Genomic DNA, 13,893 nt, shown 5'->3' with positions numbered 1-13,893 from the left:
CGACTGCAGACATCTGGCTCAGTTCGTGTCCACGCGGCATGACGCAGACCATGCGTCCCTCGGTCAACGGCGTGACCAGCAGGTTGGGGTGCTCCAGCGGCATGACCGGGACCGCCAGGTCCACCTTGTGGCCCAGCACTTGCTGCGCCATGTCGGCCAGCAGGGTGACGTGGTAGCTCACCCTGATCTGTGGGTATCGCTGCACGAAGCGAGTGATGGCGCGCGCCATGAGACCGCGGCTCAGGCAGGGGCTGGAGCACAGGTTGAGCGTGCCCGAGGACCCCTGCGCCAGGTTGCGCGCGAACTCGTCGACCCGCAGCGCCTGCTGGTAGAACTCGTCCACTTCGCGATACAAGGCTTCGCCCTCGGGCGTTGGCAGCAGCTTGCCCTTGGCCCGGTTGAACAGCGACAGCCCGAGTGTCTGCTCGGTATGCGCCACGATGCGGCTGACTGCGGGCTGCGAAATGAACAGCAGCCGCGATGCACCATTGATGGAGCCGGTCAACATGACGGCGCGGAACACCTCCATCTGCCGCAGGCGGAATTTCATCGTTCGGCCTCCGCCTGCTGCTGGAGCGCCGAGCGCACGTAGTCCTGGGTGAGCTTGGGCGAGAACAGGCGCAGGAAGTCGTAAGTGTGGTTGCGCAAGTAGCTGTTGGCGCGCACCGATATCGACAGCATGCTGGATTGGAACAGGTGGCTCGCGCCGATCGCACGCAGGCCCTGGTCCTTGCGCCTGTCGTAGGAAACGGCGGTCATCACGGCGATGCCGAGGCCCAGTTCCACGTAGGTCTTGCTGACATCGGCATCCACCGCGCCGAACACGATATTGGGCTCGATGCCGACCTTGCGGAAAGCCTCCATCACCTTCCATCGGCCACTGAAGGCCGGATCGTGGGTGATGATGGGATAGGCCGCCACGTCCTGCAGCGTGGGCTTGCGGATCTTCAGCAGCGGATGGCCGGCCTTGACGATGATGATGCGTTCCAGCTCGAAGCAGTCGAGGCGCACCAGGGCCGGGAATGCCCGCGTGGTCTCGGTCCCTATCGCCAGGTCGGTCTCGCCGGCTTCCACCATCTCGCAGATCTGCGTCGGATTGCCCTGGCGCAGGTTGAGTCGGACATTGGGATGGCGCTGGATGAAGCGCTCGATCACCTTCGGCAGCACGTAGCGCGCCTGCGTGTGGGTGGTGGCGATGGCCAGGCTGCCGGTGTCCCGCGCCGAAATCTCCTCGCCCAGGCGCTTGAGGTTGTCGATGTCGCCGATCACCCGCTTGGCGATGGTCACCACCTCGCGACCGGGCTCGGTCAGGCCCACGATGCGGTTGCGCTTGCGGGCGAACACCTCGAAGCCAAGCTCGGCCTCGATCTGCTGGATGTGCTTGCTGATGCCGGGCTGCGAGGTGTGCAGCGCTTCGGCCGTGTTGGAGATGTGGTTGCCGTGGCGGTGGACTTCCAGCACATAGCGAAGTTGCAGCAGTTTCATCGCGTCTCCAGCATGAATGAATTGAATATTGTGATAACACAATATTCTGGCATTGAATCGAAAGGACCGCTATCGTGCCGCAACGCGATGAAAAACGGCGTCAGCATCCGGCGCCGTCGTCGCATGGAAAGACCATGGAAAAATCCACAAGGCAGGTCCGGCGCATGCTGGGCAGGACCACCCTGGCCGCGGGGCTGTTGTTCGCGGCGTTCGCAGCAGGCGCCCAGGCGCAGTTCCCGAACCGGCCGATCCGACTCGTATCCGGATTCGCACCGGGTGGCGCGACCGACATCGTGGCGCGAGTGATCGCCCAGAGCATCACCGACGCGCTCGGCCAGCCGGTGATCGTGGACAACAAGCCTGGCGCGTCCGGCAACATCGGCGCGGACTTCGTCGCCCGCGCGCCGGCCGACGGGTACACCATGTACCTGGCGAACGCGACCCTGGCGATGCCGTCGATGTTCCCGAAGATCAGCTTCGACGTGACGAAGGACCTGGCGCCAGTGGCAATGATCGCCTGGGGCCCGTCGGTGCTGGCGGTCAACCCGAGCTTGCCGGTTCGCTCGGTCCGTGAACTGATCGACTACGCCCAGCGCAATCCCGGCAAGCTCGACTATGCGTCCGGCGGAATCGGCAACATCACCCACATGTCCATGGAGTTGTTCAACTTCATGGCCAAGGTGAACATCAACCATGTTCCCTACAAGGGCGGCGCGCCCTCCACCACCGCGGCGGTGGGCGGCGAGGTGCCGGTGCTGATGGCGGCCGTGACCAGCACCCTGGGCCATGTCAAGCAGGGCTCGCTGGTGCCGCTGGCTGTCACCGGCCGCACCCGCACCCGTGCGCTGCCCGACGTGCCGACGATCGCCGAGGCAGGGGTGCCTGGCTACGAAGCCAGTTCCTGGTACGGCATCGTTGTGCCGGCCGGCACGCCCAAGCCGGTGATCGAGAAGCTCGACAGCGCGATCCGCGCTGGCCTGCGCAACAAGGCTCTGCGCGAGAAGCTCGTCGCGCAGGGCATGGATCCGGTGGAGATGAGCTCGGACGAGTTCGCGCATTTCCTCCGGACGGAGATCGAAAAATGGGCGTCGATCATCGACCGCGCCCACATCCGCGCCGAATGAGGCCACCCCTGGAAGCCCAAGAAAGACATGCCTGAACGTGAGACCGAACCCATGAACTACGAAGAGAACAAGCACGATGTCGTGATCGTGGGAGGCGGCAATGCCGCGCTCTGCGCCGCGATCTCTGCGCGCGAACAGGGGGCCAACGTGCTGCTGCTGGAGCGCGCGCCTTTCGCCGAGCGAGGCGGCAACACCGCCTACACTGACGGCAAGATGCGCTTCGCCTACGACGGCGTGGACGACATCATCGCGCTGTCCGGCGACCTCACGCCCGATGAAATCGAGAACACCGATTTCGGTGCGTATCCCGAGAGCGATTTCTTCGACGACATGGCCCGTATCACCATGCACCGCACCGACCCGGACCTCTGCGAGATCCTGGTGCGCAACAGCAACGCCGTGATGCGCTGGATGAACGCCAACGGCGTGAAATTCCAGCCGAACTACGGCCGTCAGGCCTACAAGACCAACGGCCGCTTCAAGTTCTGGGGCGGAGCCCCGCTGGCGACCTACGGTGGCGGACCCGGCCTGGTCGAGGCCCTTTATAAGACGGCCGAGAAGAAGGGCGTGCAGATCTGCTACGACGCCTGGGTCCAGGATCTGATCCACGACGTCGACGGCGTCTCCGGCGTGGTGGCGCGCATCGACGGGCGCATGCAGCGTATTGCCGCGCACGCCGTCGTTCTGGCGTGCGGCGGCTTCGAGGCCAACAGCGAGTGGCGCACCCGCTACCTCGGCAAGGGCTGGGATCTGGCCAAGGTGCGTGGCACCCGCTTCAATACGGGGGACGGCCTGGCGATGGCGCTCAACATCGGCGCCCAGCCCTACGGCCACTGGTCCGGCTGCCATGCGGTGGGCTGGGAGCGCTATGCAACGGACTTCGGCGACCTCGACCTCACGCCGCATTTCCAGCGCCACAGCTACACCTTCAGCATCATGGTCAACGGCGACGGCCGGCGTTTCCTGGACGAAGGCGCGGACATCCGCAACTTCACCTATGCGAAGTACGGCCACCTGATCCTCGAACAGCCCGGCCAGTTCGCCTGGCAGATCTACGACGACAAGGTGGCCCACCTGCTGCTCGACGAGTACCGCACCAAGCATGTCACCAAGGTGAAGGCCGACACGCTCGAGGAACTGGTGCGCAAGCTCGACGATGTGAATCCCGAGCAGTGCCTCAAGACCATCCACGAGTTCAATGCGGCGGTGGACGAGGGCGTGGCCTTCGATCCCAACATCAAGGACGGCAAGGGCACGCCGGGCCTGCCGATTCCCAAGTCCAACTGGGCGCTCAAGCTCGATACGCCGCCCTACCAGGCGTTTGCCATCACCTGCGGCGTGACCTTCACCTTCGGCGGCCTGAGGATCACCACCAAGGCCCAGGTGGTCAACACCAACCACGAGCCCATCCAGGGCCTGTACGCGGCCGGCGAGATGGTCGGGGGCATCTTCTATTTTAACTATCCAGGCGCCAGCGGCCTGACCAGCGGTGCGGTCTTTGGTCGCCTGGCCGGCGCCAGCGCAGGTGCCTTTGCCCGCGGCCGCGAGCCGCTTGCCGTTACCGGCCAACCCGCATCCGAAAGCCTCCCATGACAAGACAGACCATTGCAGAGAAGATCCTCGAGGCCCACCGTCTCGACGACCGTGACCGGGTCGAGCCCGGCGATGTAGTGCGCGCCCGCGTGGACATGGTGCTGCTGAACGACGCCAACGGCCCGGTCGCCTTCCGCCACTTCGCCAACATGGGCGGCGGCAAGGTGGTGAACCCCGACCAGGTGATGATGGTCTGCGACCACTTCGCGCCGGCCCCGAGCGCCGCGGGTGCACGCATGCTCGGCGACATGCGCCGCTTCGCCACCTCCAAGGGCATCGAGCATTTCTACGATGTGGGCAAGGGCGGCATCGAGCACACCCTCATGCCCGAAGTGGGCCTGTGCGGCCCGGGCGACCTGATCGCCGGCGGCGACTCCCACACCGGCACCGCCGGCGCCTTCAACGCATTCGGGACGGGCATGAGCTGGTCCGGCATGGCGGCGATCATGCAGATCGACGAAACCTGGTTCCGGGTGCCGGAGTCCATGCGCTTCAATCTGCGCGGCAAGAAGGCCCCTCACGTGACGGGCAAGGACGTGATCCTGCAGATCCTGCAGGACATCGGGGTCGACGGCGCGCTCTACCGCTCCATGGAATTCGGCGGGCCGGGCCTGGCCGACATCAACATGGACGAACGCATGGGCATCTGCAACATGGTGGTGGAGGCTGGCGCCAAGACCGGCATCGTCGAGTTCGACGACATCACCCGCGCCTGGGCCGAGGCCACGTGTAAGCGGCCCTGGACGCCGATCGTGGCCGATACCGATGCGCAATACAGCTCGCGCCACGACATCGACCTGGCCCGTCTGCGACCCATGGTTGCCAAGCCCTACTCGCCCGAGAACGTGGTGTCGGTCGACGAGATCCGCCATGTGCATGTGGACCAGGTCTACATGGGCAACTGTGCCAACGGCACCATGACCGACCTGCGGCAGATCGCCAGCGTGCTCAAGGGCCGCAAGGTCGCCAAGGGTACCCGCGCCATGATCGTTCCGGCCACCCAGAAGATCTACCGCGAGGCCATGGCCGAGGGGCTGATCGACATCTTCGTCGAGGCCGGCGCGGCCGTCAGCACGCCGACCTGCGGGGCCTGCTTCGGCGGGCACAACGGCGCGCTCGACGACGGCGAGGTGGGTTTCGCCACCATCAACCGCAACTTCAAGGGGCGCGGCGGGCACGCGGGCGCACAGGTCTTCCTCGGCAATTCTTACGTCGCCGCGGCCACCGCCGTCGCCGGCGAGATCATCGACCCGGCCCGCCTGTGAGCGGTCCGACAAGGAGAACGACGCCATGAAATTCCAAGGCAACGTGCAGAAGCTGGGCGACAGCGTGGACACCGACGTGATGGTGCCCGGACGCTACCTCTCGCTGATGAATCCGGCGGATATCGCCAAGCACATATTCGAAGAGGTCGACCCCGGCTTCGTGGCGCGCGTCAAGCCCGGCGACGTGATCGTCGCCGGGCGCAACTTCGGCTCCGGCTCAGGCCGCGAGCAGGCGCCGTTCGGCCTGAAGGCGCTGGGCATCAGCTGCATCGTCGCGGCGAGCTTCTCGCGCACCTTCTACCGCATGTCCATCGACCTCGGCCTGCCGATCATGATCAGCCCCGAAGTGGCGGCGGCCGCCAGTCAGGGCCAGTCCATCGAGGTCGACACGGTCAGCGGTCGCGTGCTGCTGGAGGGTCGCGAATACCGCGCCGAGCCGCTTCCGGCCTTCATCCAGCAGATCATCGACATGGGTGGCGTGACCGACTGGGTCAAGCAGGAGCTCGCCCGCCGCGCTGCCGCCAAGCCGGTCGAATCTGCCGGGAGCACGGCTTGAAGCGTCGCCTTGCCGGCGCCGCCGCGGCCCTGCTGCTGGCCGGCGCCGGCATCGCGCATGCGGCCGGACCCGCGCCCGCGGACTGGCCGAGCAAGCCGATCCACATCGTGGTGGTCTACCCACCAGGGGGCGGCATCGACCTGATCGCGCGCAACCTGGGCAGAAAGCTCTCGGACCTGTGGAAGGTGCCGGTGGTCGTGGACAACCGCCCGGGCGCCGGCACCACCCTCGGCGCCGGGGTCGTGGCCAAGTCGCCGCCCGACGGCTACACCCTGCTGATGACGGACGTGAGTTTTGCCATCGCCCCGGGCCTGTACAAGCGCCTGCCCTACGACACGCTGCGCGACTTTGCGCCGGTCACCCTGCTCAACATGGTGGACGACATCCTGGTCGTCAACGCCGAAGTGCCGGCCAACAACGTGCGCGAACTCGTGGCCCTGGCAAAGGCAAAGCCCGGCGGACTGATGTACGCCTCTGCGGGCAACGGCACGCTCAACCACCTGGGGCCCGAGATGTTGAATCAGGCGGCCGGCATCGACATGGCCCATGTGCCCTACAAGGGCGCCCTGGCGGCGCTCAACGACGTGATGGCCGGTCAGGAGCAGGTCTACATCGGCGCGCTCGCCTCGGTGCTGCCGCAGATCAAGTCGGGCCGGCTCAAGGCCATCGCCGTCACCGGCGCGCGCCGCTCGGCGGTGCTGCCGGACGTTCCCACCGTGGCCGAGTCCGGGGTGCCGGGCTACGACGTGGCGGCCTGGTACGGGCTGCTGGCCCCGGCGGGCACGCCCGACGCGGTGGTCGAGAAGGTCCAGCGCGAAGTGTCGCGCCTGGCCCGCGAGCCGGAGTTCCGCCAGGGCATGCTGGCCGATGGCAACGAGGTGGTGGCCGGGACGCCGCGCGAATTCGCCGCCTTCCTGGAGCGTGAGGTGGCCAAGTGGCGAACGGCGGTGACCGCGGCCGGTGCGAAGGTGGACTGAGCATGCGCCAATACCGACTTCCTGCTGTCTTCGTGCGCGGCGGCACCAGCAAGGGCCTGATGCTGCACAGCCGCGACTTGCCCGCCGACCGCGCCGGCTGGGACCCGCTGCTGCTGAGCGCGATGGGCAGCCCCGACCCCTATGGACGCCAACTCGACGGCATGGGCGGCGGGCTGTCCTCGCTGTCCAAGGTGTGCGTGATTGGCCCGCCGAGCCGTGCCGACGCGGACGTGGACTACACCTTCGGGCAGGTGCAGATCAAGACTGCGCAGGTGGATTGGCAGCCGCTGTGCGGCAACATGTCTGCTGCGGTGGGACCCTTCGCCGTGGATGAGGGTCTGGTCAGCGTGCCAGACGGGGCGGCGGCCGTGCGCATTCACAACACCAACACCGGCAAGATCATAGTCGCGCACTTCGAGGTGCGCGAGGGCTTGGCCGAGGTGGTCGGCAGCCTGGAAATCCCGGGCGTGGCCGGCACTGGTGCGCCGCTGCGGCTGGACTTCCTGGACCCCGGCGGCGCGTCCACCGGCCACTTGTTGCCCACGGGCAATGTCGTCGACACGCTGGATGTGCCCGGCTACGGAAAGATCGAGGCCTCGATGGTGGATGCCAGCAATGCCTGCGTCTTCGTGCGTGCCGCGGACCTCGGCCTCTCGGGCACCGAGTCACCGATGGCTCTCGAGGAGGACGCCGCGCTGATGCAGCGCCTGGCCCTGATTCGCATCGAGGCCTCCCAGCGTATGGGCCTGGCCGCCGATGCGGCGGAGGCGGCGTGCCGCACAGCGGTGCCCTTCATCGCCATGGTCGTGCCACCGACGGACTCGGTCACGCTCTCGGGTGATGCGGTGCATGCGGACTCGGTGGACCTGGTGGCCCGCGCACTGTCCAACGGCCAGCCGCATCGCGCCTTGCCTCTGGGGGTTTCCATGTGCATGGCCACGGCCGCGCGCATCGGCGGCTCCGTGGTGAACCAAGCCTGCGCGCCGGCCGCCCGGACCGGCGGCGGGCCGCTGCGCATCGGCATGCCTTCGGGCGTGCTGCAGGTCGCCGCCGACGTCCGGCAACTGGAAGATGGCCGCTGGCACGTGCAGAGCGGCGGCTTCTACCGCACACAGCGGCGGCTGTTCGAGGGTTCGCTGCTGGTGCGCGGCACGGCGTAGAGCGCGACGGGGCAGGGCGGCTCTCGATGACGACGCGGCCCTGGCCGGCCTCGCCCTCGCGCGGTCCGCAGAAGCGGCCGCTCTTTTACGCCACGACCTCGTGCAGCAGCGTGTGACGGCGCAGCGCATCCTCGTCGATGGTGATGCCCAGACCCGGTGCGCGCGGCACCTCGACGCAGCCGTCGCGGACGACGAAGTCGGTCTCGGGGACCAGCGGGTCGGGCGCCGTGGTGTTGAGCCCGAAGACGAATTCGCCCGCGCCCATCATCCGGCGCTGCGGCACGCTGGCATAGAAATGCGCGGCGGCTGCCGCTTCCAGCTGCGACTGCGCCGCCAGGCCGCCGCAGTTGAGCATCAAGTCGGCCGCCTCGGCCACCGCAGCGATCTTGCGCGCGGGCGTCAGGCCGCCGATCTTGTAGAGCTTGATGCACAGCGCGTCCGCTGCGCCGGCCTCGGCCAGTGCATAGGCGTCCTGCAGCGTGAAGATGCCCTCGTCCGCCATGACCGGGACACCGGCCGCCTCGCGCCGAACCGCCGCCATGCCGCGCAGGTTGCGCCGCGCCACCGGCTGCTCGACATAGCCCAGGTCGAAGGGCCGCAGCGCGTGCATGGCCGCGATGGCATCGGCCACCGACCAGCCGGTGTTGGGGTCGACGCCGATCACCACGTCATCGCCCACCGCCTTGCGCACCGTCTCGAAATTGCGAATGTCCTGGCGCCATCCGCGCCGGTCGGCCGCCTTGAGGCACAGCACCTTGATGCCGAATTCGTCCACCGCACGGGTCGCTTCCGCCACCATCACGCCGACGTCGTCGGCCAGGCTGACCGACCACTCGAGCGGGATGACCGGCTGGCAGCAGCCGCCGATCAACTTGTGGACCGGCAGGCCCAGCGCCTTGCCCATGGCGTCGTGCAGGGCGATGTCGAGCACGGCACGCGCGGCCGGGTTGCCGGCCAGACGCAGGTCGAAGCGCTCGTTGATGCCTTCGATGTCGAAGATGTCGCGGCCCAGCATGTCCGGCCCGTAGATCTCGCGAATGGCGGCGACCACGCTGTGTGTGGTGTCGGCCACGAAATGGCCCGGGGCGATCGGGCGGATCTGGGCGCACCCCACCACGCCGTCGGCATGGATGCGCACCAGCACCGGCTTGCCCAGTACCCGCCCGAGCGGGCCGGTGTCGTAGCTGCCGCTGGAGAAGATCCGCTTCAGGCGGACCGGCAGTTCGGTGACGAAGATCTCGATGCGATCGATCATTGCTATGCGCTCCTGCTGTGTGCTCGCGGGTTCAGGCCTTGATGGCGAAGGGATCGCGCACCTCGTCGGAAAAATCGATCATCACGTTCTTGGCGATCGTGAATTCCAGCAGTCCCAGTTCGCCGCGCTCGCGGCCGTAGCCGCTTTCCTTCACGCCGCCGAAGGGGCCTTGCGGCGAGACCATGCGGTAGGTGTTGACCCAGACCACGCCGGCGCGCAATTCGCGGGTCATGCGCATGGCGCGCGAGATGTCCTGCGTCCACACGCCCGAGGCGAGGCCGAAGCAGGTGTCGTTGGCGATCGAGAGTGCCTCTTCCTCGGTGTCGAAGGGAATCATCGAAAGCACCGGGCCGAAGATTTCCTCCTGCGCCAGCCGCATGCGATTGTCGACGTCGGCAAAGATGGTCGGCTGCACGAAGAAGCCGCGCGCCAGCGCCGGGTCGGTGGACTGGCCGCCGCCGGTGATCAGGCGGGCGCCTTCCTCGCGGCCGCGGTCGATGGCCGCCAGGATGCGGCGGAACTGCGGCTCGTTGGCGGCGGTGCCCATCTCGGTGGCCGCATCGAGCGGATTGCCCAGCACGATGCGCTCGGCACGCTCGGCCAGGCGCTTGGCCATCGACTCGTAGAGCGGGCGCTGAACCAGCAGGCGAGAGCCGGCGATGCAGGTCTGCCCCGCGGCCGCGAAGATGCCGGCCAGCGCACCCACCACGGCCTTTTCGACGTCGGCGTCGGCGAAGACGATGTTGGGCGATTTGCCGCCGAGCTCCAACGTCACCGGAATGAGCTGCTTGCCGGCCATGGACGCGATGTCGCGGCCCGCGTGGCCGCTGCCGGTGAAGGAGATCTTGTCGATACCACCGCCGCCCACCAGCGCGCGGCCGATGGTCACGTCGCCCGTCACGACGTTGACCACTCCGGCCGGAAAGCCGGCTTCCTCGACCAGGCGACAGAACTCCAGCGTGGTCACCGAGGCATGTTCCGATGGCTTGATGACCACGCAGTTGCCGGCGGCCAGGGCGGCCGGCAGCTTGTTGCCGAGGAGGGCGATGGGTGAGTTCCAGGCCGTGATCACGCCGACCACGCCATAGGGCTCGCGCACCACGTAGTCGAACACGTCGCGCTGGTCCAGCGGTATTACCGAGCCCCAGATCTTGTCGGCATAGCCGGCGAAGAACCGGAAGATGCGTGCCACATACAGCATCTGGGCATGCGTCTCGCGGATGGTCTTTCCGTTGTCGGTGCTCTCAAGCCGCGCCATGCGCGGAGCCTCGCGCTCCAGCAGTTCGGCCAGCCGATGCAGCAGCGCCGCGCGCTGGCTGCCGGTGGTCTTGCGCCAGTTCGTCTCGTAGGCGCGCCGGGCGGCAGCGACCGCATCGCGCACATCATCCTCCGAGGCTTCGCACACCTGCGCCCATACCTCCCGGTTGAAGGGGTTGACCGCGTCGAAGCGCCGGGCCTGGGAGCCCTCGCGCCAGGTGCCATCGATATAGAGCCGGTAGGGGTCGRTCATGTGCGTCTTCTCTTGTGGGCGGGGCCAGCCGCGTTCGAGGCCGCCGAGCGACCGTGGGGCAGAACCGTACCGCGGACGCAGCATCGCTACAAATAATCCTTTTGAATCCCAGTATGTGAATGAAGCATCCTGGGCTCGACCCCGGCAGCCGGAAAGTCGGCTTTCTAGCATGCAATTTGGCGATCGAACGATGCCTAAATATTATTTTTGGTAATGGTCATCTTCCGTCAGACTTTTGTCCGGTTCACACCGAGACCACAGTGACCCGGAGACGAAAAAGGAGACAGACCCGATGTACGCAGATTCGCTGCCGGCCGATGCGCAGTTCGACTTCATTGTTTGCGGAGCAGGCAGCGCCGGATGCATCGTGGCCGAGCGGCTTTCCTCTGACGGCCGCCATTCGGTCCTGCTGATCGAGGCGGGCGGCCGCGACAACAACCTCAACATCAGGGTGCCGCTGATGGTGGTCAACCTGATCAACAACCCCGCTGTGACCTGGCCGTACATGACCGAGCCGCAGCGCCATCTCAATGGCAAGCCGCAGCGCTGGACCCGTGGCCGGGTGATCGGCGGCTCGGGCTCGATCAACGGCAACCTGTTTGCCCGCGGTGATCCGGCCGAGTATGACCACTGGGTGGAACTGGGATGCCCCGGCTGGGGCTATGCCGACATGCTGCCAGTGTTCAAGCGCATGGAGGATTTCCCCGAGGGCGATCCCGCCCTGCGGGGCCGCGGCGGCCCCATCCACTGCACCCGGCTGGACCGCTTCGACAAGCTCTCCGGTGCCTTTGTCAAGGCTTGCACCGAGGCTGGCTATCGCGAGCTGCCCGACTACAACGACGGCRGCTATGAAGGAGCCTTCTACCTGCAGTACTCGACGCGCAAGGGCTTTCGCAACAACTCGGCCGCAGGCTACCTGAAGCCGGCGCGCAAGCGCAGCAACCTGACCATTCTGCCCAATACCACGGTGGTGCGGCTGGTGATGGAGGGTCGCACGGCCGTCGGAGTGGAGCTCCTGCACGCCTCGGGCGCCACGTCCACGGTACGTGCTGGCCGGGAAGTCATCCTGTCGGCGGGTCCGCTGGCGACGCCGCCGCTTCTGGAACGATCGGGCATCGGCCAGGAAGCCGTCTTGCGCCAGCACGGCATTCCCGTGCTGCATCACCTGCCGGGCGTGGGCGAGAACCTGCGCGACCATCCCAACACGCGGCTCACCTTCGAGTGCGCCGAGAAGATCACCGTCAACGACCTGCTGCGCAGCCCGCTGCGCAAGATGCGCGAGGGCCTGCGCTTCATCTTCAAGCGCCAGGGGCTGCTGACCATCTCCTCGTCCACCGCGCAGATGAACTACCGCAGCAGTCCCGACAAGCGACAGGCCGACCTGGTGCTGCGGCTGCAGCCGCTCTCTGGCGGCGACCGCTACGCCCGCACCCCGGGCACCGGCATGGACATGTTCCCCGGCTTCACTTTCGGCGTGACGACTCTGCAGCCCAAGTCGACCGGAACCCTGCACATCCGCTCGACCGACCCGCGGCAGCAGGCCAGCATGGACCCGCGTTACCTGTCGAACGACGACGACGCTCGATTGTTCCTGCGCGGCATGCGCATCTCGCGAGGTATCGCGGCGATGCCGGCGCTCGCCCCCCTGGTCGTACGCGAGACCCGTCCCGGTCCCGGTGTGGTCGACGACGCGGACATGCTGGCCTACATCCGCGAGACGCTTCAGACCTCATGGCACATGGTGGGCACCTGCAAGATGGGCAAGGACGACATGGCCGTCGTCGATCCGGAACTGCGCGTGCGTGGCATCGAACGACTCAGGGTGATCGATTCGTCGATCTGTCCGACCCTTCCCTCGTCGGGCACTGCGGTCCCCGCCATGGCCATCGCGGAGAAGGGTGCCGAGATGGTCCTGGCGGCCCGCCACTGATCTGGCCCCAACAAAAGGGCGCCATCGTGCGCCGGAGACAAAAGATGCAAACAAGCAAACTCGACCGCCGCACGGTGATCGGCCTGATCGCGATCTCCGTGACCGCCGGAGTCCGCGCGCAGAGCAGCGGCTACCCCAACAAGCCGGTGAAGATCGTCGTCGGCTTCACTGCCGGCGGGCCGACCGACCAGGTGGCCCGGCTCATCGCCAACCAGCTCGGCGAGAAGATGAACCAGCCCTTCATCGTCGATGCGCGGCCCGGTGCGGCCGGCTCCATCGGCGCCAGTTACGTGGCCAAGCAGCCGGCGGACGGCTACACGCTCTACCTTGCGGTGCAGACCACGCATGCGGTAGCGCCGTATCTCTTTCCGAACGTGGGCTACGACTCAGTGAAGGACTTCACTGGCGTGGTCCGCATCGTGCACAACCCGCTGCTGATGGTGGTGCACCCGTCCTTCCCGGCCAAGAACCTGGCCGAACTGGTGGCCTATGCCAGGTCCAACCCGGGCAAGGTCAACTATTCCACCGGCGGCATCGGCTCCTCACCGCACATGTCGATGGAGCTGTTTCGCAAGGCTGCGGGCGTGGACATCACTGCCGTTCACTACAAGGGCGATGCGGCAGCGCTCGGCGATCTGCTGGGCGGTCAGGTGCAGATGATGATGTCCAGCATCGCGGGCCTGCTGCCGTCGGTGCAGGCGGGCAAGCTGCGACCGCTGGCCGTGTCGGGCCTGCAGCGCTCGCCCATGGCGCCGGACATCCCGACGATCGCCGAATCGGGCTACCCGGGCTTCGAGGTCATCACCTGGTTCGGCCTGGTGGCGCCGGCCAAGACGCCGCCCGACATCGTCGAGCGCCTCAACCGCGAGACTCTGGCCATCTTGAAGCTGCCCGAAGTGCGCGAGCAGTTCAACAAGATGGGCTGCGAGATCGTGCCCAACTCGCCCGCCGAGTTCACTCGCTTCATCGCCGAGGAAAACGTGAAGTGGGGCGGCCTGGTCAAGCAGCTCGGCCTCAAGGCGGAATGAGGATCTGCGC

At 66.9% G+C, this 13,893-nt stretch carries 12 protein-coding genes; 8 read left to right on the top strand and 4 right to left on the bottom strand.

Annotation, left to right across the window (positions count from 1 at the left end; all coding sequences use genetic code 11):
* Both AC1DY5_RS04445 and AC1DY5_RS04440 read right to left on the bottom strand, forming a co-directional pair.
* The coding region (locus AC1DY5_RS04445) for a LysR family transcriptional regulator (protein WP_478108958.1) at positions 1–550 on the bottom strand (550 nt) is incomplete at its 3' end.
* Positions 547–1,485 carry a CysB family HTH-type transcriptional regulator gene (locus tag AC1DY5_RS04440; protein WP_478108955.1) on the bottom strand — a complete coding sequence of 313 codons (939 nt, stop codon included), beginning with the start codon at positions 1,483–1,485 and terminating at the stop codon, positions 547–549. The genes AC1DY5_RS04445 and AC1DY5_RS04440, both read right to left, overlap by 4 nt.
* 134 nt (positions 1,486–1,619) lie before the next feature.
* Between AC1DY5_RS04440 and AC1DY5_RS04435 the strand changes: the two genes are divergently transcribed.
* The 6 genes from AC1DY5_RS04435 to AC1DY5_RS04410 are packed head-to-tail and all read left to right on the top strand — an operon-like array spanning position 1,620 to position 8,160.
* Positions 1,620–2,609 (top strand): tripartite tricarboxylate transporter substrate binding protein, encoded by a 990-nt coding sequence (locus AC1DY5_RS04435; protein ID WP_478108953.1) that lies wholly within the window; start codon positions 1,620–1,622, stop codon positions 2,607–2,609.
* 51 nt (positions 2,610–2,660) lie between these two features.
* Positions 2,661–4,202: an FAD-dependent tricarballylate dehydrogenase TcuA gene (gene tcuA, locus AC1DY5_RS04430; RefSeq protein WP_478108951.1), complete on the top strand. Its 1,542-nt coding sequence runs from the start codon at positions 2,661–2,663 to the stop codon at positions 4,200–4,202.
* Positions 4,199–5,467: a 3-isopropylmalate dehydratase large subunit gene (locus AC1DY5_RS04425; protein WP_478108950.1), complete on the top strand. Its 1,269-nt coding sequence runs from the start codon at positions 4,199–4,201 to the stop codon at positions 5,465–5,467. Before tcuA ends, AC1DY5_RS04425 begins: the two co-directional genes overlap by 4 nt.
* 25 nt (positions 5,468–5,492) lie before the next feature.
* The gene (locus AC1DY5_RS04420; protein ID WP_478108948.1) at positions 5,493–6,023 is read left to right on the top strand and encodes a LeuD/DmdB family oxidoreductase small subunit; all 531 of its coding nucleotides are present in this window, start codon (positions 5,493–5,495) and stop codon (positions 6,021–6,023) included.
* The gene (locus AC1DY5_RS04415; RefSeq protein WP_478108945.1) at positions 6,020–7,000 is read left to right on the top strand and encodes a tripartite tricarboxylate transporter substrate binding protein; all 981 of its coding nucleotides are present in this window, start codon (positions 6,020–6,022) and stop codon (positions 6,998–7,000) included. Before AC1DY5_RS04420 ends, AC1DY5_RS04415 begins: the two co-directional genes overlap by 4 nt.
* Before the next feature lie 2 nt (positions 7,001–7,002).
* Positions 7,003–8,160, top strand: a complete 1,158-nt coding sequence (locus tag AC1DY5_RS04410; protein ID WP_478108943.1) for a PrpF domain-containing protein — start codon at positions 7,003–7,005, stop codon at positions 8,158–8,160.
* 85 nt (positions 8,161–8,245) lie between these two features.
* Here AC1DY5_RS04410 and AC1DY5_RS04405 read toward each other — a convergent pair whose 3' ends face one another.
* Positions 8,246–9,415 carry a mandelate racemase/muconate lactonizing enzyme family protein gene (locus AC1DY5_RS04405; RefSeq protein ID WP_478108941.1) on the bottom strand — a complete coding sequence of 390 codons (1,170 nt, stop codon included), beginning with the start codon at positions 9,413–9,415 and terminating at the stop codon, positions 8,246–8,248.
* A 31-nt stretch (positions 9,416–9,446) separates the two neighbouring features.
* Positions 9,447–10,925 carry an aldehyde dehydrogenase gene (locus AC1DY5_RS04400; RefSeq protein ID WP_478108939.1) on the bottom strand — a complete coding sequence of 493 codons (1,479 nt, stop codon included), beginning with the start codon at positions 10,923–10,925 and terminating at the stop codon, positions 9,447–9,449.
* 292 nt (positions 10,926–11,217) lie between these two features.
* Between AC1DY5_RS04400 and AC1DY5_RS04395 the strand changes: the two genes are divergently transcribed.
* Together AC1DY5_RS04395 and AC1DY5_RS04390 are read left to right on the top strand one after the other, a co-directional pair.
* A complete protein-coding gene (locus AC1DY5_RS04395) occupies positions 11,218–12,855 on the top strand; it encodes a GMC family oxidoreductase (RefSeq protein ID WP_478108936.1) in 1,638 nt (545 codons plus the stop codon).
* 44 nt (positions 12,856–12,899) lie between these two features.
* Entirely contained in the window at positions 12,900–13,883 is a 984-nt protein-coding gene (locus AC1DY5_RS04390) for a Bug family tripartite tricarboxylate transporter substrate binding protein (protein ID WP_478108934.1), read from the top strand.
* Positions 13,884–13,893: the final 10 nt, after the last annotated feature.

The organism is Variovorax sp. P4_D9, from assembly GCF_056401695.1.
Note: the sequence above shows the minus strand (reverse complement) of the source record. Positions and strands in the feature narration are given on the sequence as shown.